The 24746-nt window shown below is 46.3% G+C and carries 23 protein-coding genes and 1 pseudogene; 5 read left to right on the forward strand and 19 right to left on the reverse strand.

Annotation, left to right across the window (positions count from 1 at the left end):
* Nucleotides 1–103: 103 nt before the first annotated feature.
* The 3 genes from L0M14_RS12890 to L0M14_RS12900 all read right to left on the reverse strand — a co-directional run bounded on the left by L0M14_RS12890 (nucleotide 104) and on the right by L0M14_RS12900 (nucleotide 2383).
* Complete coding sequence (locus tag L0M14_RS12890; protein ID WP_235122449.1) at nucleotides 104–637, reverse strand: MOSC domain-containing protein; 534 nt, start codon at nucleotides 635–637, stop codon at nucleotides 104–106.
* Nucleotides 638–712: 75 nt separating this feature from the next.
* Nucleotides 713–1507: a prohibitin family protein gene (locus L0M14_RS12895; protein WP_235122450.1), complete on the reverse strand. Its 795-nt coding sequence runs from the start codon at nucleotides 1505–1507 to the stop codon at nucleotides 713–715.
* 396 nt (nucleotides 1508–1903) lie between these two features.
* Nucleotides 1904–2383 carry a glutathione peroxidase gene (locus L0M14_RS12900; protein WP_235122451.1) on the reverse strand — a complete coding sequence of 160 codons (480 nt, stop codon included), beginning with the start codon at nucleotides 2381–2383 and terminating at the stop codon, nucleotides 1904–1906.
* 148 nt (nucleotides 2384–2531) lie between these two features.
* On the opposite strand from L0M14_RS12900, the gene L0M14_RS12905 reads away from it, so the two are divergent.
* The gene (locus L0M14_RS12905) at nucleotides 2532–4694 is read left to right on the forward strand and encodes a HelD family protein (protein WP_235122452.1); all 2163 of its coding nucleotides are present in this window, start codon (nucleotides 2532–2534) and stop codon (nucleotides 4692–4694) included.
* Nucleotides 4695–4948: 254 nt separating this feature from the next.
* On the opposite strand, the gene L0M14_RS12910 is transcribed toward L0M14_RS12905, so the two are convergent.
* The 5 genes from L0M14_RS12910 to L0M14_RS12930 form a co-directional block, all read right to left on the reverse strand.
* On the reverse strand, nucleotides 4949–5401 hold the full coding sequence (locus tag L0M14_RS12910; RefSeq protein WP_235122453.1) for a VOC family protein: 453 nt from the start codon (nucleotides 5399–5401) through the stop codon (nucleotides 4949–4951).
* A gap of 40 nt (nucleotides 5402–5441) precedes the next feature.
* On the reverse strand, nucleotides 5442–5951 hold the full coding sequence (locus L0M14_RS12915; protein WP_235122454.1) for a hypothetical protein: 510 nt from the start codon (nucleotides 5949–5951) through the stop codon (nucleotides 5442–5444).
* Between the two features lie 229 nt (nucleotides 5952–6180).
* Nucleotides 6181–6519, reverse strand: coding sequence for a hypothetical protein (locus L0M14_RS12920; RefSeq protein ID WP_235122455.1), 339 nt, complete (start codon nucleotides 6517–6519; stop codon nucleotides 6181–6183).
* 158 nt (nucleotides 6520–6677) lie between these two features.
* Nucleotides 6678–7985 (reverse strand): group II intron reverse transcriptase/maturase, encoded by a 1308-nt coding sequence (ltrA, locus tag L0M14_RS12925; RefSeq protein WP_235117585.1) that lies wholly within the window; start codon nucleotides 7983–7985, stop codon nucleotides 6678–6680.
* 505 nt (nucleotides 7986–8490) lie between these two features.
* Nucleotides 8491–9534 carry an IS4 family transposase gene (locus tag L0M14_RS12930; protein WP_235122456.1) on the reverse strand — a complete coding sequence of 348 codons (1044 nt, stop codon included), beginning with the start codon at nucleotides 9532–9534 and terminating at the stop codon, nucleotides 8491–8493.
* A 186-nt stretch (nucleotides 9535–9720) separates the two neighbouring features.
* On the opposite strand from L0M14_RS12930, the gene L0M14_RS12935 reads away from it, so the two are divergent.
* Nucleotides 9721–11127, forward strand: a complete 1407-nt coding sequence (locus L0M14_RS12935; RefSeq protein WP_235122457.1) for a DUF5050 domain-containing protein — start codon at nucleotides 9721–9723, stop codon at nucleotides 11125–11127.
* Between the two features lie 457 nt (nucleotides 11128–11584).
* On the opposite strand, the gene L0M14_RS12940 is transcribed toward L0M14_RS12935, so the two are convergent.
* The 6 genes from L0M14_RS12940 to L0M14_RS12965 all read right to left on the reverse strand — a co-directional run bounded on the left by L0M14_RS12940 (nucleotide 11585) and on the right by L0M14_RS12965 (nucleotide 16594).
* Nucleotides 11585–12628 (reverse strand): leucine-rich repeat domain-containing protein, encoded by a 1044-nt coding sequence (locus L0M14_RS12940; protein ID WP_235122458.1) that lies wholly within the window; start codon nucleotides 12626–12628, stop codon nucleotides 11585–11587.
* A 48-nt stretch (nucleotides 12629–12676) separates the two neighbouring features.
* Nucleotides 12677–13447, reverse strand: a complete 771-nt coding sequence (locus L0M14_RS12945; RefSeq protein WP_405031069.1) for a DUF817 domain-containing protein — start codon at nucleotides 13445–13447, stop codon at nucleotides 12677–12679.
* A gap of 34 nt (nucleotides 13448–13481) precedes the next feature.
* Nucleotides 13482–13811, reverse strand: coding sequence for a DUF4259 domain-containing protein (locus L0M14_RS12950; RefSeq protein ID WP_235122460.1), 330 nt, complete (start codon nucleotides 13809–13811; stop codon nucleotides 13482–13484).
* A gap of 187 nt (nucleotides 13812–13998) precedes the next feature.
* Entirely contained in the window at nucleotides 13999–14643 is a 645-nt protein-coding gene (locus L0M14_RS12955; RefSeq protein WP_235122461.1) for a pyridoxamine 5'-phosphate oxidase family protein, read from the reverse strand.
* A 61-nt stretch (nucleotides 14644–14704) separates the two neighbouring features.
* Nucleotides 14705–15553 (reverse strand): DegV family protein, encoded by an 849-nt coding sequence (locus L0M14_RS12960; RefSeq protein WP_235122462.1) that lies wholly within the window; start codon nucleotides 15551–15553, stop codon nucleotides 14705–14707.
* A 270-nt stretch (nucleotides 15554–15823) separates the two neighbouring features.
* Nucleotides 15824–16594 carry an SDR family NAD(P)-dependent oxidoreductase gene (locus tag L0M14_RS12965; RefSeq protein ID WP_235122892.1) on the reverse strand — a complete coding sequence of 257 codons (771 nt, stop codon included), beginning with the start codon at nucleotides 16592–16594 and terminating at the stop codon, nucleotides 15824–15826.
* Nucleotides 16595–16648: 54 nt separating this feature from the next.
* Here L0M14_RS12965 and trhA point away from each other — a divergent pair.
* Nucleotides 16649–17271: pseudogene (gene trhA / locus L0M14_RS12970) on the forward strand (PAQR family membrane homeostasis protein TrhA).
* 5 nt (nucleotides 17272–17276) lie between these two features.
* On the opposite strand, the gene L0M14_RS12975 reads toward trhA, so the two are convergent.
* Together L0M14_RS12975 and L0M14_RS12980 are read right to left on the reverse strand one after the other, a co-directional pair.
* Nucleotides 17277–17930 (reverse strand): GDSL-type esterase/lipase family protein, encoded by a 654-nt coding sequence (locus tag L0M14_RS12975; RefSeq protein WP_235122463.1) that lies wholly within the window; start codon nucleotides 17928–17930, stop codon nucleotides 17277–17279.
* 87 nt (nucleotides 17931–18017) lie between these two features.
* The gene (locus tag L0M14_RS12980; RefSeq protein WP_235122464.1) at nucleotides 18018–18323 is read right to left on the reverse strand and encodes a hypothetical protein; all 306 of its coding nucleotides are present in this window, start codon (nucleotides 18321–18323) and stop codon (nucleotides 18018–18020) included.
* Between the two features lie 122 nt (nucleotides 18324–18445).
* On the opposite strand from L0M14_RS12980, the gene L0M14_RS12985 reads away from it, so the two are divergent.
* Complete coding sequence (locus tag L0M14_RS12985; protein WP_235122465.1) at nucleotides 18446–19615, forward strand: M20 family metallopeptidase; 1170 nt, start codon at nucleotides 18446–18448, stop codon at nucleotides 19613–19615.
* A 69-nt stretch (nucleotides 19616–19684) separates the two neighbouring features.
* Here the strand turns inward: L0M14_RS12985 and L0M14_RS12990 are convergent, their stop codons facing one another.
* Together L0M14_RS12990 and L0M14_RS12995 are read right to left on the reverse strand one after the other, a co-directional pair.
* Nucleotides 19685–20995, reverse strand: coding sequence for an MDR family MFS transporter (locus L0M14_RS12990; protein ID WP_235122466.1), 1311 nt, complete (start codon nucleotides 20993–20995; stop codon nucleotides 19685–19687).
* A gap of 86 nt (nucleotides 20996–21081) precedes the next feature.
* Nucleotides 21082–21969, reverse strand: a complete 888-nt coding sequence (locus L0M14_RS12995; RefSeq protein WP_235122467.1) for a DMT family transporter — start codon at nucleotides 21967–21969, stop codon at nucleotides 21082–21084.
* Between the two features lie 198 nt (nucleotides 21970–22167).
* Here L0M14_RS12995 and L0M14_RS13000 point away from each other — a divergent pair, with 198 nt between their 5' ends.
* Nucleotides 22168–24252 carry a sensor domain-containing protein gene (locus tag L0M14_RS13000; protein ID WP_235122468.1) on the forward strand — a complete coding sequence of 695 codons (2085 nt, stop codon included), beginning with the start codon at nucleotides 22168–22170 and terminating at the stop codon, nucleotides 24250–24252.
* A 74-nt stretch (nucleotides 24253–24326) separates the two neighbouring features.
* Here the strand turns inward: L0M14_RS13000 and ytxJ are convergent, their stop codons facing one another.
* Nucleotides 24327–24668 carry a bacillithiol system redox-active protein YtxJ gene (ytxJ, locus tag L0M14_RS13005; RefSeq protein ID WP_235122469.1) on the reverse strand — a complete coding sequence of 114 codons (342 nt, stop codon included), beginning with the start codon at nucleotides 24666–24668 and terminating at the stop codon, nucleotides 24327–24329.
* Nucleotides 24669–24746: the final 78 nt, after the last annotated feature.

Raw genomic sequence — 24746 nt, forward strand, 5'->3', positions numbered from 1 at the left:
TACACAGTATTCGACAAACTTTTTTAAATTTCTGGGTGTCACTTCTCATAAATATGAAAAAACTGCCGCATGGAGCAATTAAGCTTCAAACGGCAGAACGTTATTAAACCAGCTTTATTTCATCCCCGGCCTTCACGTCTCCAGGGCGTTCCACATATGCGACAATCCCTCGCAGCTGCTGGGCTTCCTTAACAAAACGGTGCGTTAGGCTGTTATCGCCATAATAATTGGCAATTTGTTTACCCGGCCCCGTGCAAGGCTCATTCTCCCCTTCACAAACTAGACCGGCACCGCTGGGCAGCAGCATTCGGAGCCCTATGGGAAGCTTCGACAATTCAGGCAACCCGCTCACGACCAAATTGGCTCCCAGCCACTCTGGTTTGATCTCCTCCACACCCAGTCGGTTGGCTACCTCGCGGAGCTCTTCTACAGAAACCAAGCTCAGCTGTCTTCGGTTCATGATCTCTGTGCCTCTAGGATACATCGGCTGTCTAACATCTGCTTTAGCAGTGATTCCGAAGTGACGATCCCCGTGGATGCCCCCGAAAATCAGCTCAGCCCGGTCCATCAACCTGGTTACAAAAGTGCCCGGTGTATCTGCAATCAGTACTGCTTCTATTTTTGGATATTGTGTCATTGTACTCACCTGCCTTCAAAGGACATTATACAGCGGATTGTCCCTCGTCAGCCAGTTTCATATGCCTGTGTTTCGTTATTTTGTCAACGAATCTACATCAATGAAAGGTGTCGCTCCGCCGGTAACTGTTGGCAGACGACCGTCCCATTTTTCCAAAGCCTTCTCCTGTACTTCAATTTGTTTCAGCTGTACGAGCTCAGGTGTAACCTCCTGCTTCTTCAATTTAAGCGACTCCGCTTCCGCTTGAGCCTGCGCTACCTTCTGCTGCGCTTCGATCTGCACTCTCTTCAGATCATTCTCTGCCTTGAGCGCCTGCTGCTGTGCGACCTGCTTTGCCTCAATCGATTGGTTAAACGCGTCGGAGAACTTGAAGTTCACAATGTTGATGTCATTCACATTCAAGTTATAGCGTGCTAATCTTTTGGTCAACAAGTCCTGAATCTCCATAGCTACTAAATCTCGCTTTGCAATTAGATCCTCCGCCGCATATTTGGCGGTTACTTCCTTCACGATTTCCTGAATCGCAGGTGCGATGATGATATTGTCATAGGCTCCTCCGATATTGTTCATCAGATTGTATGCTGATGCTTTATCGATCGAATAGTTGACGGCCACATGCGTAGAAACGGGCTGCAGGTCCTTGGAGGATGCTGATGTATCCGATTCAGCTTTGGCAACCTGCGTGTTCACTTGGATAATGGTTTGGATGAATGGTACACGCAAATGTACACCTGGCTCAAGAACTTTGTCACTTAACTTACCGAAAGTTTTGTATAACCCCACATTCCCGTATTGAACAGTCGAAAAGCTGTTCAGCAGAACAATAAGTGCAGCAAGCAATATCAACGACGTGCTGATGATCCATTTCATATTCACATTACGTTTTTTGGATTCAAATTCGCTTCCATGTGTTTCGCCTCCCTATTTCGGTAACATCTTTCTATATGTACGATCAAGGGATGCAGCAGTTTCACTTTCCCGAACTTTTCAGCTTCGAATCTATGACTCCATAACCCGGAATGCATAATTCTGTACTGCTGCAAGGTGGGTTTGATTCAAATTAAAGGCTGTCTGTCAAATGCTTGTCGGAGAATATAAAAAACGCGCCGGACCTCTGGTCCCGCGCGAGTCGTGTTCAGTATGCCGGATCAATCGAACAGCGTTAGCTCTCCCTGATCAGCTACAAGTGTGTGCTATCGATAGTTATCATGATGAAAAATCATAAATGATAACAGCTGGTTCCCTGCAATGTTTGCATGCTACGCATCAAGCGAGCAGCTTCTCAATATCGGAAGCAATGTCAGCCGGCTCTGTCCGTGCACTGTATTGTTTTACCACTTGGCCGTCGGCATCTACCAAAAACTTAACAAAGTTCCACTCAATGTCCCCTGTGTGATAAGGTTCAGTCGCATTCGATACTAAATAAGTGAATAACGGATGGGCATGTTCACCTTTCACATCTACCTTTGCAAACATGGGAAAAGAGACCTGGTAATTTAGCTCGCAGAACTGTGCGATCTCTTCATTTGTTCCCGGCTCTTGGCTAGCGAATTGATTACAAGGGAAGCCTAACACTGTAAAATTACGGTCCTTGAACTGCTCATATAGCGCTTGCAACCCTTTATAGTGTGGAGTCAACCCGCATGCGCTGGCTGTATTCACGATCAGCAGCACTTTTCCTTTGTAAGCCGCTAAGGATTGCTCTTCTCCCTGAATGGTTTGGACCTGGATATCATAGATCGACATGAGTAAACTCTCCTTTATAGAACGTATTTGAACTTCCCTCATTATAGCATTGCATTCCCGTTCATTTCCAAAGTTGCCTGCTTCCCGCTCATATGCTATAGTTGATCTCTGTTTTTATTTTCCATATACGCTTAGGAGGTAACTGATCTTGGACACAAAGACTCAAAGTGCCTATCAAGACGAATTGCAGCAGCTTGAAGCTACCAGCCAAGAAATCGACCGGCAGCTTGCCCTATTACACGCTACTCCGGTTTATTACGGACCCGATGTAACCGAGCAAGCCCTGGAAGGCATTCGCGAGCAGGCGAGGCATAACTTGTCCAAAGCCGTGGAAGAGCCTTATTTTGGACGAATGGATTTTCAGGAAAACGGCACTGAGCAGGCCGCTCCCCTCTACATCGGCAAAGCCGGTGTAGAAGACCCGCAAACAGGCAAGCTGCTCGTCATTGATTGGCGCGCTCCCGTTGCGAGCTTGTTTTATTCGTTTACCGGCGGTCTGGATCCGGCTTCCTACGAATCTCCCGACGGAATCATCGAAGGGCTTGTTTATTTAAAAAGAAACCTTGTGATTCGCAAGCAAATTCTGCAGCGGGTTGTAGATACTTATGACCGCAGCCAAGATTCACTTGCTGTAGGAGACGAATTTTTGCTATACCGTCTTGGTGAAAACAAAGACAGTAAGCTTCGAGATATTGTATCTACAATTCAAGCGGAGCAAGACCGGATTATTCGTGCGGCTAAGAATACAGCGCTCATCATTCAAGGAGTTGCAGGCAGCGGGAAAACAACGGTAGCGCTCCATCGCCTCGCCTTCCTGTTGTATCAATACCGCGAACAGATTCGCGCGGAACGAATGATTATTTTTGCACCCAACAGTATGTTTCTCGATTACATCTCGGGCGTATTGCCGGAACTTGGAGTCGGCAGCATCCAACAAAGCACGTTTACGGATTGGGTACTCGACATTTTGGATCAGGAAGTCAAAGTAGTCGATCCGTCCCTCGCTTTGCAAACCTGGTTTGCTACCAGCGGCAAGCGGCCTGTGATCGATGAACACACCCCTGGACGATACAAAGGGTCGATCCGCTTTCAGCAGTATTTGGATGATTGTCTCACCCGCTTTGAGACGACATACGTTCCCGCTTCGGATTTCATCCCTTGGGAAGGCGCCAAGCTGCCAATCGCCAAAATCCGCGAATGGTTCTTTGTAGAGAATAAACATTATCCTCTTGTCAAGCGCCGCGAACGTGTTGTCGCCAGAATCAAACGATGGATGGACATGCAGCTGGAGAGAATTTGGGAAACAAGCCGCAAGAAAGAATTAAAGAAAAAGGGAGCTCAGAAGCTCCGCAGCTACTTGACCGCATGGCCCGAGCATACTGCCTTTTCGCTCTATAAACTTCTCTACTCTGAGACAGGTAGACCGGAGAGCTTGCCGATCGAACTTTTACATCAGCTTCCCGAGACTTTGGTTGCGCAGGCAGCCAAGCAGTTCAAAAAGAAAGAAGTGCAGCACGAAGATTTGGCTCCGCTCTTGTACATCCACTCCCGTCTGCACGGTATCCCTTCGGACCGCATGTTCGATCATGTCGTCATTGATGAGGCGCAGGATTTCTCGCCGTTTCAAGTGGCGGTCCTGAACTCCTATACACGTAACCGGTCGTTCACGATCCTGGGAGACCTGTCACAAGGAATTCATGCGTATCAGGGAATCATGGATTGGAAGGAATTCTCGGATTTATTTGAGGATAACGAAACGGGCTATTTCGAACTGGAGCGAAGCTACCGTTCTACGATGGAAATCATCCATTTTGCCAACCAGGTGCTCACACGCGGTGTCGAGAATCCCTTACTGGCCGTACCCGTATTCCGCAGCGGAGATAAAGTTCGGGTTCTACAGACGAAAGCATCGGAACGTCTGCCGCTTATGGTCCAGTCGGTTCGCCACCTTCAGCAAGGCTCCGCGGCAACCATTGCAGTTGTGGCACGGACCGAGAAACAGGCGTTACAACTGCATGAAGCACTTACAGAAGCCGGAGTTGAAGCCAACCTCATTACTGCCAAGCAGCGGGAGTACCGTGGTGGCATCTCTGTAGTACCGATCTATCTGACCAAAGGGCTAGAGTTTGATGCGGTACTGTTGATGGACGTCACAGCCTCCCATTACGAGGTAAATCTGACGGACGCCAAGCTGCTCTATGTCGGGTGTACACGCGCACTTCATGAGCTTTGGCTGCTGGCTGCGGGAGATCTGTCTCCGCTTGTGCTCACCGATGACAGCGAGATTGTTTCTACGGAATCACCGTTTTAGCGAGTATAGAATGCATACAAAAATAAACAGCGGCGGAACTTATCTTGGTAAAAGATTAGGTTCGTCGCTGTTCACTTTTGTAATGTTACTAGAACCTTTTTTTAATAAATTTGCTATATTACATCCACGAAGTCCCACAGAGTTAATGCAGCTTGCTGTCGATCGGATATGGTTAGTCAGTGCGGATGTGTCATGGCAATTACTTGCTTGTTCCTTGTTTCCGGGACCGAGGGTCGCACAGACCCGAAACGTGCTTATTTACTGCCGAGTTGTTCCGCCAAACCGATTAAAAGTCCTTCATTTCCACGAATGTAGCAGAGTCGATACGAGTCCCCGTACTGAACTACTTCTCCAACGAGCTGAGCGCCAAACTTAGTAAGTCTGGCTACCAATTCGTCAATGTTTTCAACCGTGAACATGACGCGTAGATATCCGAGGGCATTTACAGGAGCCATTCGGTGATCGGATATAGTAGGTGGGTTGAGAAATCGCGAAAGTTCAAGTCGGCTGTGGCCATCTGGGGTAACCATCATAGCAATTTCTACACTCTGTGAACCCAGCCCGGTTACTCGACCAGCCCATTCGCCTTCAACAGTAGCTCGTCCTTCGAGCTTCAAGCCAATCTCTTCGAAGAAAGATATTGCGTCATCAAGGGATTCTACAACGATCCCAACATTGTCCATTCTCAGTAATTTGTTATTGGCCATAGTTTTATCTCCTTATATGTTCGTTCCATTCCATTTAACACTAGTCAAGTTCATACTTTGCAAAAGACAATTTCCATACGGTATCAATAAAGTCCTCCTCTATATTACTTAAGATTTCACTCTCAATAATTTGCATGATAATGGTTTCTCCCCACTCATCTATTGCTTTTATGCCTTTTGATAGTAGATAGTTGTGTCCTGCTGCAATACCTAAAACTTCCCTTTTTAACCCGCCCTTTTTTATAAAACCGAAATGATAATCTCTGAAGACCAATGATTCCGAAATATAAAACGCTTTCACTTTAAATTTCTTGGATAATTCCAATGCGATCTGCTGGTTGCTTATGAACCGTGCATGTACATCAAAAATCAAAGTCCACGGCTCTAAATATCCGACACCTAGTGCATTGTCCATGGTAATGGAAGTAACGTCTTCAAAATGCAGTCCTTCTTTTGATTTATAGAATACGTCTAAAAAAGAATGCTTTTCAACTTCAGCAAGCTCGGCTTTCACACAAAGCAAACCAACACTCCAGGCCACAGTTATCACCTCAATTTTCCACCAATTTATTATGAATTGAACAGCTTTCTGTAACTTTCCCCCATTGTACCACGTCCAAAACATGTAAAGGAGCTGACGGAACCATGCAAAGTAAATGGGTAGGTTATACAGCTATTATCACATTAAGCCTGAGCCTAATTGCGCCTGGAGCCCACAGCCAAGCTGCTGAGGTAAATGTGCGAGTTACGTTACCGGATTTTCAAGTTACTCAACTTTCTCACCCTGAAATACCCAATAGGCCCTTATAAAACCTGGGTAAACTGGCAGTGAATTTATCAAAGATCTCCTGGAACTGCTGTTCAGTAAGGAGAAGGACCTCTTGAATTGCTTGTTTTAACAAATCAATCAACAACAGCATAGCAGTTGCAAGCTTAATATCTTCAAGTTCATCACAACAAAAGTAAAACAAATTCCCTAACGTTCGCGGATCTTTGTTTTCTCTGGACTCCATTGCGAGAAAGAGATACCGAGTAAATACAAGGCTCGTATGAGCAAACATCATATCGTAAGAACGTCCTTGGAATTCCTTGGCTAGACGCAAATAAGATTTACTCATTTTGAAAAACACTTGTCGGGTAAAGAATTGGCGCGGTGTCGTTTGCGACCCGTTTCCAGCCCCTCCCCATAAGAACTGCTCGTGAGGTTTTCCCTCAAGCAGCTCACCCAGTAAACTTCTTCAAAAGGGTTATGAGACCTATCAAATGGCGATCACTTTCATCGGTATCCTTCTACGTTCTTGAGGGGATGGACTTTCCAATCCCAATATAGTCCCAATACACCGTAGAGGTACTCATTACTCCATCTTCGCCATCCGACACTACGCTTTCTTCTCCGTTTTCTTCTCGTCAGCAAGGTTCGTATTTTCATCTCCGTGTAGTCACGCACCTCGCTAAATGCATCACTCGAATTGCCAACCCGAAAATAATTCACCCATCCAGCTAATACGGCATTGATCCGTTTCACCATGTCTTTTGCCGGGGTTGCCCCGCCATTTTGGATTAGCTCGCGGATTCGCGCCTTGACTGCAATGCGTGCTTTCTTCTTCGGTGTCATGAGGATGAAGTATCCAGTTCCACTACGGTTTGGTACTCGCCTTAAGTCAAATCCAAGGAAAGCAAATGCCTCGCCTTTCAGGACGTTAACCATCCGAGTTTTCTCCAGATTTAGTTCTACACCCAACGGTTTCAGCTGTTCCTGAAGTCTTTTAAGAGCTAGTTCAGCCCACCCTTGTTTGCTGGAGTGTCCGCTTACGGTGATCACCATATCATCGGCAAATCGATGGTAATTGACCGCTTCGTAACTGCCTTCTGCCGTTTTACGCCGAATGGCATCAAATGCCCAGTCTACCTCATTCAGGTAGATATTCGAAGCTAATGGAGAAAACGGCCCACCTTGGGGTACGCCGATCTTTCCCGCCGCTTTTATCACCTGTTTGATCAGGTGCATCACTTGTGGGTCTTGGATGCGCTTCGACATCTTCTCCAGTAGAATCGAGTGCCGGATTGTATCAAAGTATCGGGATAAATCGACATCGATTACATTGGTCATGCGTCGCAGTACACTTCGTCTCACTTCGGCTAATGCTTGGTGAGGTGAGCGCTTCGGTCGAAATCCATACGAATTTGGGCAGAAGTCAGCTTCAAAGATCGCTTCGAGAATCAATTTTAGAGCACCTTGTACAACGCGATCCCGGATTACGGGAATTTGTAAAGTTCGCATTTTGCCGTTCGCCTTCGGTATATCTACCTTCCGGTTGGCTTGAGGTTGGTACGTTCCCGTTTGGAGTTCTTCTTGGATGCCTTCGAGAAACGGGATAACACCCTCTTTTTCCACGTCTGCGAAGCTTTGTCCGTCTATGCCTGCGGCACCGCCGTTTTTCTTCGCATGTCGGTACGCTTCATGGAGAGTCGTTATGCTGGTTATGTGGGTAAATAGACCCCAGAACCGATGCGTAGGTTCAGACTTCGCCTTTTGATATATCCGTTGCCTCAGTTCCTGCAGACTGATGGGTGTTTTTGTCATTTTCACCCTTGCCTCCTTTGGTTATACGGATTTGTTTACCGGTCCGGACCCTTCCCTCCCCGCGCGTTTTGCTGCACGCGGATCTAAAGTACTACGGTCCGATCCGCCACCCTGACATCTGCATGTCCCATTTCCCGATCACGGTTATAGGGAATGCCTCCTCGGTGAGCTTTCTTCACCGGATGCCGAGGGCTTCTCCAGTTTCCATAACATCTTTCACTCCATGTCGCCGCTGATACCCCGCCGGTGAGAACTGCCGTTTCAGACTCTTTCGGTCAGTTCTTGCTGCTTTCGCGCGTTATCGACCGTCTCAGCCACCGGAATTGCGTGTAACGAGGCTACGTCTGCGTTCACTGTACGTTACAACCTGGAATTTTGCCCATGCTCCTTTTGAGCGTGATGTCAGAGGGCTTCACCGTCTCGCTTTCGCTCCACGGCGCCTCTCAGGCTACGGGAGTCTAGTCTTTTCTCCCGGTCGGACTTTCACCGACTAGATGTTGTGTCCTTAACTGGACACGCCAATGTCCCAGCGTTTGCCGTAAATTCGAACGATCTCTTCTTCAGTCAGTTCGAGGTCGGTAGTGAGCAGAGCTAGCCAACGCCTGGAACGATTTCGATCTCGAACAAATACGATTCTTGCCTGTATCTCCATCTCTTGCTCGGCGGCTCCAAGTGTCACGATAACGGAAGCTAGCATTTTCGCCTTTCCTCGCTTTTTGCGGACTGCAGCGTACAATTGAGATAAATTCAACTTACTTCCGTTGTAGGTGTAGAACACTTTGGGCATTGCTTTAAGCATGCAAATGACGTGGATGCCTTCCTTAACGATGCTCATGATCGTAGATGGAAAGCTGAACCAACTGTCAAAAAGAAGATAGGAAGCTTGAACTCCAGCAGAAAGAGCCTGCTGGAGCAGTTCCAACAAGGCTTTTGAAGATTTCAGCATACTCTCCTGACGACGTTTGTAGCCGACCGTTCGCTTGTCGATGTTACCATTCATTTCAACAAATCGGTTCTTTGAATTAGGAGAGCTGAGCAGTGAAAAGCAAAGTGGAACAAAGGTATTACCGTCCGACCAGCCTAATGTCAGCATGCGAAAACCACGGACAAACTTGCCGCTCGTGTGGTCATGAACATTAGCCAGGAGTTCAACAGCTTTACTACGGGCACGTGAGAAGAGTGAGTCATCGAGAATGAGCACCTTCACACATTCCTTGGATGACAAGGGCTCAAGCTTGGATTGGATAAGTCCGCAGCTTAAGAGGAGCAGAAATTTACGCCAGTTAAAGCGACTCGAATTCAGAAAACGATAAACAGTATCTTTTCCAGGGCGATCTGCATCATCTTCTTTTTGTAGAGTTTGATACAGATTTTTGCTGCTAAAGACCAACAAGAAAATGAATTTGAAAAGCTCAAAGCAAGTAAATCCGCATTCCTTTATGAAATTGGATTGCTTGAGCAATTTGCTGATTCGATGCTGCGAAAGAAAATGATCTACTTTTGAAGTTAACTGCTGTTCAGAAGCCGAGGGATTTGATACGATAGACATGAGAAACATCCTTCCTTGGTGGATTTTGTGTGGTAGCTTAATTTTACCAAAGGATAGGGTGTTTTTCTGTTCTTTTTCGTGGCAATACCTCGTCAGATCAAGGGTTTATTGCAGTCTTTAAGGTGAGAAAGTTGAGTTAGTTTAAACGGCCACAAGGTTGAGAATCAAAATCGAGAGTACCCACTGTTGGTTTATCATGATATTACCTATGTTCCGATGACATGGTACGACTCCAGATTACTCGGTTTGGAAGCGACTTGGTCGGCTGAACATGGCTTAGACATTAAACAAAACCAAGTGGCCTCCTCGTATATGCACTATCAATTTGAACATCATAACGGCAACACATATACAGCCGAGGTTCCTGCTTCAGAAGTGACCATTAACGGCAAAGTGATAGATAACACGAAAGAAGAATACCCGTTGTTAAGCTTCCGTGATGTCACCTACTTCCCTCTCACATGGCGCTTTGCGCATGATGAATTCGGATGGGACTATGAGTGGGACCACACAAACGGTTTAAGTATTTCATCCAACAATACGCAGGTTCAATCCGTTGATCTCCCTTCTTATGCCTCAGAGAATGATGTGGCACTTTATAAGGGCTACTACTATTTCGTGGAAACCATAGACACAACGAACCACGTATATCGAGCACCTGTACAGCATCCTTCCGATAAGGAAGAGATTTATTCCTATAACGCTCATACCTATGAAGGGCTTCAGAAGCAGATAACCTTCCAAATCCGTGATAACGCGTTATGGTTCACCTATCACCTTGGCGGAAATATTATGGGACACGATGAGTATGTAAAAATCAGCGATGACGGCAAGGCTGAGCTCCTGCATCAAGGATATCTGGATTTCCGGGATACTCCGTATGGAACTTTGTACATAAATTTAGGAGCTTCCGCATTTGAAGGCGGCAACCTGTATTTGTCAAATGATTCTGATGGAACGAACCGCAAAACAATAGGTGAACAAAAACTGATGTATGGAGTTGTAAATGGCGGAGCCGCACGAGATGCAGCTTCTTCCCTTGCGGTAGTCGGTGACGATGTCTATGTTATTGCAACTGGCATGAACAGTTCAGGTTCTGCGGCAAGTGAGATCTATAGAATAAATCTGAAAACAAATAAAACCGAGAAGATCGTCAACTCGAGTGTCACCCAGTTTCAGATCATAGGTCAGAAATTATACTTCGTCAAATACGATGATGACTTGTTATATGAATCCGCTTTGGACGGATCTGGAGAAGTAAAAGTGTCCGACTTTGCCGTGTCATGGTTTGGCGGCTTAGGCGGCCAAATTTTTTACACAACGAAGAAAGAAGCCAATCAATTCGAGCTGTATCAAGCCGATACCACAGGAAAGGATTCACTTGTATGGAAGACACCAGTCAGAGAAGTGAAAGTGCTACAAGATAAACTTGTCTGTCGACTCAGCGAAAATGATGATTACGGTGCCGTATTCTTAGACGATTCTGGCAAACTTCTTTTAAAAGTAGCGGATCCTGTATCGCAGCTCCTTACTTCGGATGATGGGATTCTACTCACGTCCTCCAAAGACTCCTCGATGAAGCTCATACGCTGAACAGTTAAGGGCTGCCTAATGGCAGCCCCTAGTTAATTTTAACCCAAATCTCCGTCAGATCTCACTTAGCCAGCAATTCCCCTTATCAATCAGCCTTAGTGCATGTTCAAGCCAGTGTTTAGTCATTATTTATAAAGTACGAAAGTTACTACCATGAGCATCAACGAAATCATAAGGAGTATATACGTTGTTGTAGGTTGCAGCTTTTTATTCTTCGGAGATGCATACCATCCCTTGAATTGCAGATGATTTCGATACAAAATAAATCCTAATATAAAATTTGAAACATTCATGTACCACGTTCCATGAAATTGCTCACCTAAGAGATGACCAAACATGTAAGTTTCAATGGTTCCAATTATGTAAACAAAGATTAATAGAAGCAAGATGAATCGAATGAATTCCATCATGAAGGATATTACTTTCCACATATACATCACCATTCCAGGCATTCGTTTTACTCCGTTTCATATTCCCCCTGTGATACATTCACATAGCCAAGCTGCTTCATCTGTTTCAGAAAACCAGGCTTCTGCTTAATCATACACATGCTTATATTCAAAATTCGCAAATTCTTCAACTTTAAAAGCTCAAGCGGCAGTTCATGAATGGAGTTGTATTGAATGGTGAGCAGCTGCAGATTCTGCAGTTCGCCAATTTCCGGCGGGATGTAGTTTAGGCTAATCTCTTCTTTTGGTTTAACTCGCCACCCGGGGGTCGGTCGATCCGAGCTGCCGCAATGGACGCTAAGTTCCCTTAAGTTACTCAATCTAGATATGGAAGCTGGAATACTCTCCAAATCAGCTGTCAAGATTTTCAAGCATTCGAGTTTGCTTAATTCAAATAGGACCTCTGGTAAACGATACAGATCCTGCTCGAAAATCTCCAATTCACGCAGTTCCGTTAGTTCCCGTATTCGTTCAGGGAGTTCCGTTAGCCCATGACGGCTAATATACAACCAATCAGTTCGATGCCTAATGGCATCATCCAACAGACGATCAAAGTCTTGATGGACTTTTAAGTCTAAAAATAGACCACTAATGGCGCTCGACAGTTCAGTCGCTTCCTCTTCGGTGATTTCCATTCCATACATGTGTTCATGCACAACCGAATATAGAAAATCTCCCCCGCCTTGTTTTAAGAAGCACAAATCTTCCGGAAGATGGGGAAAGGCCCAATCGGACAAGCGGTTTGCCAGCTGTTGGAGTATACGTCCACTCTCTGCGCTGCATCTGTACAAATAATGCGTTCCCGCGGTATAAAAGGCTCGGCTGCGATAGGCCTTCTTCACGTGCATAATCTCATCAATGCTCTCCCCATGGATCACGACCGTTTTCTCAAGATACGGCTCCAAGGCTTCTAAAGCTTCTAGATGAGATCTTCGTTTCGGCTCAGCTGCATTTGCTAATTTTTCACTCAGCACAAAATATTCCGATTTCCGTATAGCAATATCGATAATCTGCTGGTAAGCTTCACCCCTAGGGTCTGTATGCAGTCTCATCCCTACGATCCTCCCTGTCGATTTCAAGCACGAATTTTCGACTTCCTATTATTGCAACGCATTCGTAGCCCTATTCGCTTTCACATGTTTGAGCTGGGCAACTATGATGACACTAATGATCACTAATAGGAACCAGGAACTAATCTTTCCTAAACTTACGAGATGCCAGCTTTGGCTCTGATTCGGGTATTTCCATGCATTAAAGAACGTTGCTATATTTTCAGCTAGCCAGATAAAAAAGCCTACAATAATGAACGCAAGTGTTAAGGGCATTCGATACGTTGTCGTCCGTACCCGATATATAATCCATGTTTTCCAGAACACAATAAAGACTAGCACCGTCAGCCACCACCGAAAATCAGGAATGTAATGATGGGTGAAGAAGTTGAGATAAATAGACCCTCCGAGTAATCCTGATGAAAGTAGCCCGGGCCAACCAGTCATATCCATGCGTAATCTTCGCCATATTTGACACATGAAGCTTGCGACACTTGCATACATAAATCCGCTGTAGAGCGGGACTCCGAAAAACTTCGTATAACCGGGCTCGGGATACGCCCATGATCCCATCTTTACCTTATATAATTCCAGCAGTAAACCAATGAAGTGGAACACACAGATCACTTTGATCTCATCAAGTGTCTCTAATCCGCTGCGGTACATCAGGTATTGCACCACAATCAATATCAACAGGACCGTATCATATCGATGTAGAATAGGAATATGAATGAAGCCGGATAGCGCTAAGGTTCCAAAGATTGCAACTGGAAAGATGCAGCTCATCGCCTGATGATAGCCAAAATGAAGCAATTGGATCATTGGTTTCAATATGATTGATCCCCCCAATATCGCTCTATGTATCGAACAATTCAACATTGTAACACCCATTTATCATGATTGTATATATTTGGCATGGGTGTGTAGTTGATAACCAAAATAAAACCACCCTTTGAAAAAGGCGTTCCAAATTCTTCACTTCTTCAATCCAAGATTGATATTCATTACTTTCCTTCCACAGAACTTTTAACTCGGAGTTCTTTCTTACTGAAAGAGTGGCACGCAGTGCATCGTTCACTATACTTTTAGATAAATTAATATGATTCTTAGATGCCCAATCCTTCAATTCATCAGGTAAATCCTTAGCAGGCTCTCCAAGGAGTAAGGAAATAATTTCTCCTGCCACAAACACTGCTGCAGCTTCGGGTTCTTCAAGTTCAGGGCTTTTACTGGCGCTGAAGCGGATCGTTTTCTGGAGAAATTAGCTGATCAAGGCGGTATAGAACGATTTATTTGTTATCGCTGTAGGGCCTACAACAAACAAAGACACACTATCCTCCGCTTATTAGCGGAAAATCGTGTGTCTTTTCTCTTCAATACAATCTCTGTGTATAGCTTTCTTCAAGGGAACGGTCAATATCTTCCGCTGTGACAACCTCGTTCTCCAGCTTTACATGATCAGCGAGGATTTTGGATACGGTAGGCAATTCACTCTTCTCAAGCCATGATGCTGGATCCCAAAGTTTGGAACGCAAGAGCGCTTTCGCACAATGAATGTAGCACTCTTCTACTTGAACCCCGATTCCAAGCAGCGGTACTTTACCGTGAGCGGACATCGATTCTAGAATGGAAGCGTCGCGAATAATGAATCCTCTTCCGTTCACCCTGAGTGTTTCCCCGAGCCCAGGAATAAGAAAAATGAGTCCGATCTTGGGGCTGGATAACAGATTGAGCATAGAATCCATCTTGCGATTACCTGGTCGCTCAGGTATGACTAAGTGCTGATCATCAAGTACACTTACAAAACCAGGCGCATCCCCTCGAGGTGACGCATCGCAATTCCCATCGGAATCCGCTGTTGAAACGACAACAAAGGGAGATTGCGCAATAAAGTCTCTGCAATGTTGATCGAGATGCCGAATGATTTTGTTTCCGGCAAGCTTGCCTGGGTAGCCTAGTAATTCCCTTAACTCTTGTTCAGACTGTACCAGATGCCCAAAAGGTAAGGATTCCTTCAATTCATATCTCTCCCCTCATTCAATCTGCTATCTGTACTCTGCCACATCTATCTAGCGAAAGTTACTTCTTAGCAAATACAATGCCGACCGTATGCGGTCCGCAATGGCTGGAAACGACGCAGCCCGTATCCGTTACCATGACTTCCTTAACAGTAGTGTGCTGCTCGATCTGGCGCTTAACGTAATTCGCTTCTTCCTCTGCCATCGCATGGGTAACAAAAAGGACTTGCTCGTCCATCTGTTCCTTCTGTGCCAAGGCATTGGCAAGAAGCTGCTCAAGCGCTTTTTCTCGTTTGCCTCTGACCTTATCAGTTAAGATCATAGCCCCGTTCACCACTTTGACAATCGGGCGGATTTTCAGCAGACTGCCAATGAAAGCCTGTAGACTGGTGCAGCGGCCGCCTTTGTGCAAATAATCGAGCGTATCAATGATAAACTCGACCTCAATCTTCGAAGTCATTCCTTCTATTAATTCTTTAATCTCTTGCACACTACTGCCCGCTTCCGCCGCATGGGCTGCTTTCAAAACGAGCAGCCCGATCCCCGTCGATAAATTGCGCGAGTCAATCACCGTGACCTGACCTTCCTCAAATTGCGAGGCAGCTAAGGACGCATTTTGTATCGTTGACGACAGCTCCGCTGACAGACCGATATATACGACTTGCTCTCCTCTTGCAACGTGCGGAGCAAACGCTTCGTAAAAATCGTTCGGAGAAGGAGCGGCCGTCTTAGGCAATTTACCGGAGCTTGCAACGATATCGAAGAGACGGGCGGGCTTCATTGTTACGCCGTCTTTGTAGGTATCCTCACCAAAATTGACATACAGCGGAACCATTCCGATTTGATAGCGCTGAGTAAGCTCAAGGGACAGATCGCACGTGCTGTCCGTAAAAATTTGTATGCGTGACATAGGAATCATGACCACCTTATGAACAGATATAGCTAATAATGATGAAATCTAGCACGATTTCATAGAATTGAATTTAGTATAAAGCATCCATAAATAATGCTCAATCCACGGAACAAGAGCTAGTAGCCTGAGGTTATCGATAAAGCCAGGTCATCGTGAGCTTCAGAAGCTTTGCTCCGAGTCTCTCATAGGCACCCGCTACGATTCTCCGAAAACTACTGAGCTCTACATTTCCGCTTGTCAACATCTAAGGGTTAGCTGTAGTCCTTGTCAGAACCCGTAAATGGTCATGCCTCCATCGACGAATAGCGTCTGTCCCGTTACATAGTTGGCCGCATCCGATACCAAGAACACCGCGGGTCCAACCAGTTCTTCCAGCTCCCCCACTCTACCGAGCGGCGTTCTTGCCACAATCTCACCCAGATATACCGGGTCGGCCAACAGCTTTTCAGTTAGAGGAGTCTTAAAGTACCATGGACCGATTCCATTCACATTGATCCCGTACTTTCCCCATTCAAGAGCCAGTACCTTGGTCATCTGAATCATAGCTGCTTTCGTAGCCGCGTAGACAACCCCGGTACGCAGGGCAACTTGTCCGGCAACCGAAGCGATATTGACGATTCTGCCGTAGCCTTGCTCTTTCATCTGTCTGCCCGCAACTTGCGCGAAAAGAAATGCAGACTTCAGGTTCGTTTGCATAATTTGATCCCATTCTTCGTCCGTCACAGCCAGCGCCTGGCTGCGGATATTCATGCCAGCGTTATTAATCAGAATATCGACCCGCCCCGCTGACTCCACCACTTGACGCACAGCTCCCTCTACTTGTTCCCGTACGGTTACGTCAGCCACAATCGGGTAGGCTTGCCGGCCTAAAGCACGAATTTCCTTTGCGACCTGCTCAAGATCATTCTGCGTTCTTGCAATCAGCGCAACGTCTGCCCCTGCTTCGGCTAAGCCAATCGCTGGGGCTTTGCCAATTCCTCTCCCCGCTCCGGTTACTAAGGCAACTTTTTGTCCAAGCTGAAATGAAGGTAGATACATGTTTTCATCGTCCAATCTATGTGTAGTGTCATTTAGAAAGTAGGGATCTCCAGAATGAACGATTCCATTCGAGAAGAAATCGCCAATGCCATCACTCATGGCATCGGCATCCTCCTAAGTCTTGCCGCACTGCTCCTGCTGACCTTGCAAGCCTTGAAGCACGGAGACATTTGGCAGCTCGTCAGCTTTACCGTGTTTGGCATCAGCCTTGTCATCCTGTATACATGCTCCACTTTACTTCACAGTATACAGAAGCCCAAGCTAAAGGATCTCTTCGAAATCCTGGATCATGCTGCAATCTATGTGCTGATAGCCGGTACCTATACACCTTTCCTGCTGGTGACGCTGCGCGGCCTCTCGGTTGGACCTATTTCAGCGTCATATGGAGTCTTGCCCTCATCGGGATCGTATTAAAAATTTTCTTTGTGAAACGATTTATCCTGTTGTCCACCATCTGCTATATCATCATGGGCTGGTTAATCGTGCTTGCATTCAAGCCTCTATATACTCAATTGCCGCTAGAAGGCATGGTCTGGCTCATTGCCGGAGGACTGCTGTATACGTTCGGCAGCATCTTTTATGTATGGCGTGGAGTACGTTACCACCACGCGATTTGGCACGTTTTTGTACTGGGTGGCAGCGTGTGCCATTTTGTATCGATCTTCGGTTATGTGTAAATGCATCAATCGATTAAGTGTCGAAGCTGCTTGGTCGTGATCGTACGCTCAAGAGCAGCCGCAATTAGCTCATAGCCCAGCGCATTCGGATGCACATGATCATCGGATAAATGGCTGGAGACTTTGCCCTCAAAGGCGTCATACACATGTACCAAACAAATATGCGGCTTCACAAGCTTACGCAAAAATAGATTGAAGCGCTTTATCCAATAAGCGGAATCGGGAACCAGCGGCAGTGGATTATATAATCCAACAAGTGCAATGAGATAGGGCTGAACCACACCTTGCTTAAGCTGCTCAATATCAGCAATAATTCTCCTGTAATTGGCCTCATACCGCTGCAGAGCTGATTTTAACAAATTAGAATCGCCTTGCTCAAAATAAGGAATGGCGGCCTGGATCAGGTCGTTGCCTCCAGCTGTAATGGTGATCAGATTCGCATGCTGGACATGCTGCTGCAGCTCAAACTCTGTTTCCAAGGTGGCAAGCAATTGTGCCGTAGTAGCACCGCTTGTGCCTGAGTGGCTCAGATGCACTGTGACTCCCGAGAGATTCTCGGCAGCTGCCCGAAACAAAGGCACAAAGCCATGTCCTTCCGGAGCTCCTACTCCAACAGTTAGAGAATCACCGAATGCCAGATAACGGATTGTCTTATCCATCACAATCATCTCCCCAAGTCCCGACATATTACCAGTGTATGCGGCTGTGCCTATTTTGGCTGCAAATTTCGTCCTGCTTGGGAAGTTTTATTTACTTAGCTGGGCTAAGCGGTCTTGACATTGCTCCTGCACAAAGGCCTCGATACGGGACTTCTCATACAAGGTCAACTGATATTCACAATCACAGCCCTCATCCTGCATAATCACCTGTACAATGTGTCCCGCTCGATTACAAATCACAAGGATGCTCGGATCCGCCAGATCCTCCGGCAGCTCGCTTCCTGGTTCTGCTTGTAGATCCAAGTATAGATCCAACCATTGTCCACGCGGTTCAAGCTCCTTAAAGGTTAGCAAAAAACGATGCTCGCACGGCTCGTCTCCATATTTCATCATATAGCCTCTCCACCTCTCGAATTGATTATTTTCATATTGTAACCTGTCTCTTCTGCAAGTGGTAGTTCCCCTGTAAATATACTACAATACATAATATCTGTTCGTATGAAGGAGATTTATCTATGAAAACAGTGATCGCTCAAACCATTGACCGCCACGCCGGCAAATTTAAAGAAATATCCAGCTTTATCGGCGCTAATCCCGAGCTTGGACATGAAGAATTTCAAGCCGCCGCCAAGCTTATCGAACAGCTTGAACATCACGGCTTTCAGGTGGAACGCGGCGTCTTGGATATTCCTACTGCATTCATTGCTACTTACGACTCCGCCAAGCCAGGACCGATTGTGGCATTTCTGGCTGAATATGACGCCCTTCCGGAGCTGGGTCATGCATGTGGGCATCATCTCATCTGTATGATGAGCATTGGCGCAGCTGTTGGCTTGCAGGCTGTCATTCAGGAAACAGGCGGAATCATTCGTGTCTATGGAACACCGGCCGAAGAAACCAAAGGAGCCAAAGTGCCGATGGCCGAAGCGGGTCTGTTCGACGACGTCGATCTAGCGCTCATGGCACACCCTTACTACACTTACGAAAAATCCGGCGAATCCCTGGCCATGGATGCGATACAATTCGAATATTTTGGCCGTTCCGCACATGCGGCAGCTCATCCCTATGAAGGCGTCAACGCCCTCGACGCTGTCCTGCAGCTGTTCAATTCTATTAACGCGCTGCGCCAGCAGCTTAAGACTGATGCTCGCATTCACGGCATCATTAATGACGGCGGTAAAGCTCCGAATATTATCCCGGACTACGCGTCCGCTCAGTTCTATGTTCGGTCCGCATCCCGGACCTATACCAATGAGCTTGTGCAAAAGGTGCTTCGCTGCGCTGAAGGCGCCGCGCTTCAAACCGGATGCAGGCTGCAAACGTCCAATTACGAGTTTTCTTACGATGAGCTTCGTACCAATGAAGCCTTATCGAAGGTTTTCACGCAAAATCTGCTTGAAATGGGCATCCGCGAGGATGAAATTGAAGTCGGTAAGGATCATGGTTCGCTCGATTTGGGAAATGTATCCACACATTGTCCGACAATCCATCCATTTGTGAAAGTTGTAGATGAAAAGCACCTGCTGCACACGAAGGAATTCCGAGACCTCGCTATGCAGGACCGCGCGCTGGACGGCATGATATTTACGGCAAAAGCGCTTGCTTTCACAGCCTATGATGTAATCTCCAATCCTGCACAGCTCGCTGCCATCAAGCAAGAATTCGCCGCCACCACTCAGAGCTGACTATTGCTTCGATGTTCAAAGAGAACCTCCTCATGCGCTTGTAGCCGCAGTAGGAGGTTCTCTTCTTGTTTATGCAGAAGCCACAACGGATTGAGACGCGGGCTTCATCGCCAACTCCTTGCGGCTGTCCAGCTTTGCAAGAATCGAGTAAAACAGGAGAATGCCACTGACACCGCACAGTCCAATCAGCGCGGCCATTAGCCAGGAAGGCAGAAAGCCTCCGAGGACTACGGCGCCGCCTGCCAGCAGCATCGCGCCTTTATAAACTAACCCGCTAATCGCCATATACGAGCTTCGGGCATGCTCAGGCGCAATGTCCCCGAGATAAGCTTGATTCACCGGCACATACATCAGCTCTCCCCAAGTTGCAATAAGCATAGACAGCAGAAGCATCCAAGGGTGACTGCTGTATGCGATATAAGTATAGCCTGCTACATACAGGGTATAGCCTAGAAGCAGTACTTTTTTATCGGAGAACCGCCCGATGACATACCGAATCGTCATAGAAAGCAGGACGATCAGCACAGTGTTTTCCGTTCTAAGAAAACCTAGCATTTGAAGTCCGTCAACCTGCATCGACCATTCCTTCCAAGAAAGAAACGGAACATTCAGCATCTCCTTTTCCATACGAACACCGACGTAGCTGCCCAGATGGAACTCGACAGACACTAACAGCATGCAGGCCAACGAGTAGATGATAAAGGTCGAATCCTTCAGCACTTCTCTGTAATTCGTCCACATGGATAGCTGTGACCTCTGACGTAAGGCTTCCCCTGTTCCCCTTGCAATAGTGCCCTCAGTTCCCGGTTTGTAAACCTCCTCAATAAAGAAGTGCGTTACCGCAAATGTAACAACCCCGATGATGGTTAGTCCGAGGAACAATTCAAACAAATACGATTTGAACAAAAAAGCTCCTGCAATCCCTGATACAGCAAACGAAAGGTTGTTCAGCCAATACTTCACCGCATACATGAATTTCCTCGCCTCGGGAGGCGTTACGTCCAGCAGCATCGCATCCTGGGCAGGACCGTGTAATCCCCAGAACATACTGACGATGATCATCATGATCAATGTAGCAGCAGGAGACTCCAGCCATGGGGAATTCGCAACAGCCATCACAGCAAACGCTGCCGTATATCCTGCCTCCGCCAGCAGCATCAATTTCTTCCGCCCAATCCGGTCTGAATAATAACCTCCGCATATGCCCGCGGCAACACCGGCAACAATACCGAGAATAACGGCAAGCCCCGCACTGGTATCCCCCAGCTTACCCGAAAAGTAAATCGACATAAATGGCAAAACCATATTGTTCGCCGTGCCGGATAAAAAATTCATATAAATTCGCAATTTGACATTGCGGTGAAAATCCCTAAATCTCATGCGTCACCTCGCTTCCTCCATATAAGTTGTTGAACCTATTGAACCCGTTCTTTTTCAACCAACGTTCAATTAAACCCCAAAAAAATTTACCCTTTTACTTCATTGTTACGCAAAAACATCGCTACACCGATTAGCAACAGACACCCCGCCAATAGCTGCAATCCTGTAATGGCCTCATTGAGCAAAAAGTAAGCCAACAATGACGCGCCTAACGGCTCTCCAAGGACTGTCATGGAAACGGATGCGGCCTTCATGTACTTAAGAAGCCAATTGAACACATAATGCCCGAATACCGTAGGAACGATGGCTAGAAGCAAGAACACGCCCCAATCCTGAAGAGGATAAGCCGTGAACGATTCATCTACCACGACATTGTATAAGGCTAGCACCGCACCAGCACTAAGAAATACGAAGAAGCTGTAGACGAAAGCGGAAATATGCTCTCTTAAGCTTTTCCCGAGAAGCATGTGTACGGCCACCGCTGCTGTTCCAAGCAATGACAAGAAATCTCCCTTGAGCCCTGTTCCGGAGAAACGAAAATCTCCCCAGCCAATGCTAATCGCACCTACAATAGCAATTACCATACTGATCAAGGCAGGCCTGCTTGTCCGATGTCCAAAAATAAGGAACGAACCCGCCATTACGAAAATCGGCTCCAACGTCAGAATGGCTGGTGAGCTGGCAACAGTGGTAAATCGCAAGGAATCCATCCAAAACAAGAAGTGCAGTCCCAGTCCCGCACCGGATGCCAAGATGCGCAGCCAGCTCTTCCAGGATACTCTCACAATCTCCGCCCCATATTTCCATAGGAAGGGCAGCATTAGAACATTGGTCAATAACAATCGATACATAGCCGTTACCGAGGCCGATGCAGTAGACCATTTGACGAAAATTGATGAAAAAGATATCGCGATTATACCAATTATCACAAAAAAACGAAGAGGAATTCTAGTTGTTTGATTCGGTGTTTGCATAATTAACTCCCTGCTGTCTATAACTGGCGCTAGTTGCCGTACTAGTATATAGGAGGAATGAGAAAATGCCAATCTCTAATTTTGTTCAAATACCGATTTTTTTGTCAGTTTTTCACAGAAAACAGTGCCCATCCTTCCCATTTTCTATATACTTGAATTTAGACGCTTTCTAATAGATTCCATCGGAGGTAGCGAGACTTGAAGACTTCCTACACCATAGAACAAATCAATAAGCTGGAGAAGGACTTGCACTACATTCAAGAAGTAGTCGACGCATTACTGGATCATGCCGCGGTTGCCTTTGTCGTATGCGATCTACAACATCGCGTCCAATATATGAATCAAATTTTTGAGCAAATGTTTGGGTGGAGCAAGGAAGAATTGATGGGTCAACCATTGCCTAACATGACCCCCTCTGAACTCACTACCTACAGCAAGCTTATGGCAGCTAACAATTGGGAATATGACCGTATGGATTTTCAAAGGAGACACAAGAACGGCCTGATCATCCAGGTGCGTGAAACAATAACGCCAATTCAGGACCAACAAGGCAGTATCGTCGCTTACGCCAGTATCCTCTGGAATATTGAGGATCAGATCAAAAGTGAGCGAAGCTTGAAAGAAAGCAGACAACAGTTCCAATCTTTGTTCGATAACAACCCCGACGCTGTCATTGCTTTGGATCTGAAGGGTAACTTGATCAACGTCAATCCTGCCACACAAAAACTGACTGGCTATACGAAAGAAGAATTCTCAAAATTAACGTTAACCAGCCTGTGCGTGCCGGAGCACCTGGACAGAATTATCCAACGTCTGGAGCGAACCATGTTAGGAAGGCCGCAGAATTTTGAAGCGGCTATCTTTCATAAGAACGGTACCCGCATTGAATTGAACCTGATTCTCGTCCCCATCTCCATTGACGGCGAAATCAGCGGAGTCTATTTTATCGCTAAGAATATTACACAGCGTAAAGAAGCCGAGGACTTGATTCAATATATGGCTTACTACGACGCACTTACCGACCTGCCTAACCGTAGAATGTTTGAGCGCAAGGTGACGGCGTTTCTGAATGAAGCCGACGTCCATAGAAGTAAAATCGCGATCCTATACCTGGACCTGGACGGTTTTAAATTTATTAACGATTCACTTGGTCATGGATACGGCGACCAGGTGTTGAAGGAGGTTGCTGAGCGCCTCAAACGGTGCCTCCGGGAGCATGATACCGTCGGACGGATGGGCGGAGATGAATTTACCATTTGTCTGCCCTATATGAATCAGTATGAAGACGCCGATCCTGTCTCCAACCGAATTCTCAACGAAATTAGAAAACCCTTTCAATTACAAGGGCAGGATTACTACTTATCAGCCAGTATCGGAATTGCCTTTTATCCTGAGCACGGAACCCACGCCGAGGATCTGATTCATAATGCGGATACGGCATTGTATAAAGTCAAAGAACATGGCAAGAACAACGTCAAAATGTATTCCAAATCTATGAATGAAGAAGCAGTACAGCGGCGCAGGCTTGAGAATGAACTGCACAAGGCGCTGCAGCTTGACGAATTTATCCTTCACTATCAGCCACAGATCGACGTTAAGACGAATTCCATTATCGGGATGGAGGCCCTCATTCGTTGGGAACATCCGACCCGTAACCTGTTGTATCCCAACGATTTCATTGCATTGGCCGAAGAATCAGGTCTGATTGTGCCTATCGGGCAAAAGGTTCTTGAGCTCGCTTGTAAGCAGTGCAAGGATTGGCAGGAAATGGGACATACCGATCTGCGCATAGGTGTGAATTTATCACAAATTCAACTTAGACAGCCGGATTTGGTCGAGTCCGTCAGACGAGTCTTGGAGATGACCGGGCTGGAGCCTTCTTTCTTGGAGCTGGAAATCACCGAGAGCATCGCTATGCATAACACGGACCTTGTTATCGAACAACTGAACGGCTTAGTCGCCTTAGGCGTGCAAATATCTATTGATGATTTCGGAACCGGCTTTTCTTCACTCAGCTATTTAAGCAAATTTCCCATTCATCGTTTGAAAATTGATCGCTCCTTCATCACGAATATCACCAATAAATCGGAATCTGCAATAGTATCCTCCATCGTCGGACTTGCACAAAACCTTAATCTCGGCGTGATTGTTGAAGGCGTCGAAACCGAATTACAAAGAATCACACTCCCTGCTTTAGGCTGTCATGAGATGCAGGGGTACTTGTTCAGCAGACCTATGCCTGCCATTCAATTCGGATCGATATTGGAAAGCAGAATTGGTTAATAAATGTTTTGATTCGAATAGGTGTTGCCCATTGAAAAAGGCCTTCGGGATGATGTCCCAAAGGCCTTTTGTTATTAATCAAGAACGGCTTTGATATGCTTCGTTGTAACTGACCAGTGCGAGGTGTTCCAGATCGATTCCTTATTCTTGAAATACAGAATTTGCGGAGATGCATGCTTAATCTGCAAATCTTCCGCGATTTGATTGGACACAGGACGAGACTCAATCACTTTGACCAAATAATAATCCACTTCACTATTCGGACCCTCAGCCAAGTACTCGTCGTATTCCTCAAGAGCACTTGCACTCACCGGGCACGCTGTACTGTGCTTCAAAACAACGGTAGGCTTCTCCGAAGACCGATCTAATACTTCCTGCCATTCTTCTAGTGTCGTAAGCTCTTTCCAAACCGCCATCTCCAACATCTCCCTCCAATTCATACATAAGAATGATTATAATTTAAGCATGTAGCAGATGCAAATGAGCCTTCAGTC

The sequence above is a fragment of the Paenibacillus hexagrammi genome (assembly GCF_021513275.1).
Taxonomy (GTDB): domain Bacteria; phylum Bacillota; class Bacilli; order Paenibacillales; family NBRC-103111; genus Paenibacillus_E; species Paenibacillus_E hexagrammi.

Coding starts and splice junctions, on each gene's coding strand:
- L0M14_RS12965 (WP_235122892.1), bottom strand. CDS start 16,594: ATGTATCTACCTTCATTTCAGCTTGGACAAAAAGTTGCCTTAGTAACC.
- L0M14_RS12910 (WP_235122453.1), bottom strand. CDS start 5,401: ATGGCCAATAACAAATTACTGAGAATGGACAATGTTGGGATCGTTGTA.
- L0M14_RS12930 (WP_235122456.1), bottom strand. CDS start 9,534: ATGTCTATCGTATCAAATCCCTCGGCTTCTGAACAGCAGTTAACTTCA.
- L0M14_RS12900 (WP_235122451.1), bottom strand. CDS start 2,383: ATGTCGATCTATGATATCCAGGTCCAAACCATTCAGGGAGAAGAGCAA.
- L0M14_RS12980 (WP_235122464.1), bottom strand. CDS start 18,323: ATGATGAAATATGGAGACGAGCCGTGCGAGCATCGTTTTTTGCTAACC.
- ltrA (WP_235117585.1), bottom strand. CDS start 7,985: ATGACAAAAACACCCATCAGTCTGCAGGAACTGAGGCAACGGATATAT.
- L0M14_RS12890 (WP_235122449.1), bottom strand. CDS start 637: ATGACACAATATCCAAAAATAGAAGCAGTACTGATTGCAGATACACCG.
- L0M14_RS12975 (WP_235122463.1), bottom strand. CDS start 17,930: ATGGATAAGACAATCCGTTATCTGGCATTCGGTGATTCTCTAACTGTT.
- L0M14_RS12895 (WP_235122450.1), bottom strand. CDS start 1,507: ATGAAATGGATCATCAGCACGTCGTTGATATTGCTTGCTGCACTTATT.
- L0M14_RS12995 (WP_235122467.1), bottom strand. CDS start 21,969: ATGCAAACACCGAATCAAACAACTAGAATTCCTCTTCGTTTTTTTGTG.
- L0M14_RS12990 (WP_235122466.1), bottom strand. CDS start 20,995: ATGAGATTTAGGGATTTTCACCGCAATGTCAAATTGCGAATTTATATG.
- L0M14_RS12960 (WP_235122462.1), bottom strand. CDS start 15,553: ATGTCACGCATACAAATTTTTACGGACAGCACGTGCGATCTGTCCCTT.
- ytxJ (WP_235122469.1), bottom strand. CDS start 24,668: ATGGCGGTTTGGAAAGAGCTTACGACACTAGAAGAATGGCAGGAAGTA.
- L0M14_RS12940 (WP_235122458.1), bottom strand. CDS start 12,628: ATGAGACTGCATACAGACCCTAGGGGTGAAGCTTACCAGCAGATTATC.
- L0M14_RS12920 (WP_235122455.1), bottom strand. CDS start 6,519: ATGAGTAAATCTTATTTGCGTCTAGCCAAGGAATTCCAAGGACGTTCT.
- L0M14_RS12945 (WP_405031069.1), bottom strand. CDS start 13,447: ATGATCCAATTGCTTCATTTTGGCTATCATCAGGCGATGAGCTGCATC.
- L0M14_RS12985 (WP_235122465.1), top strand. CDS start 18,446: ATGAAAACAGTGATCGCTCAAACCATTGACCGCCACGCCGGCAAATTT.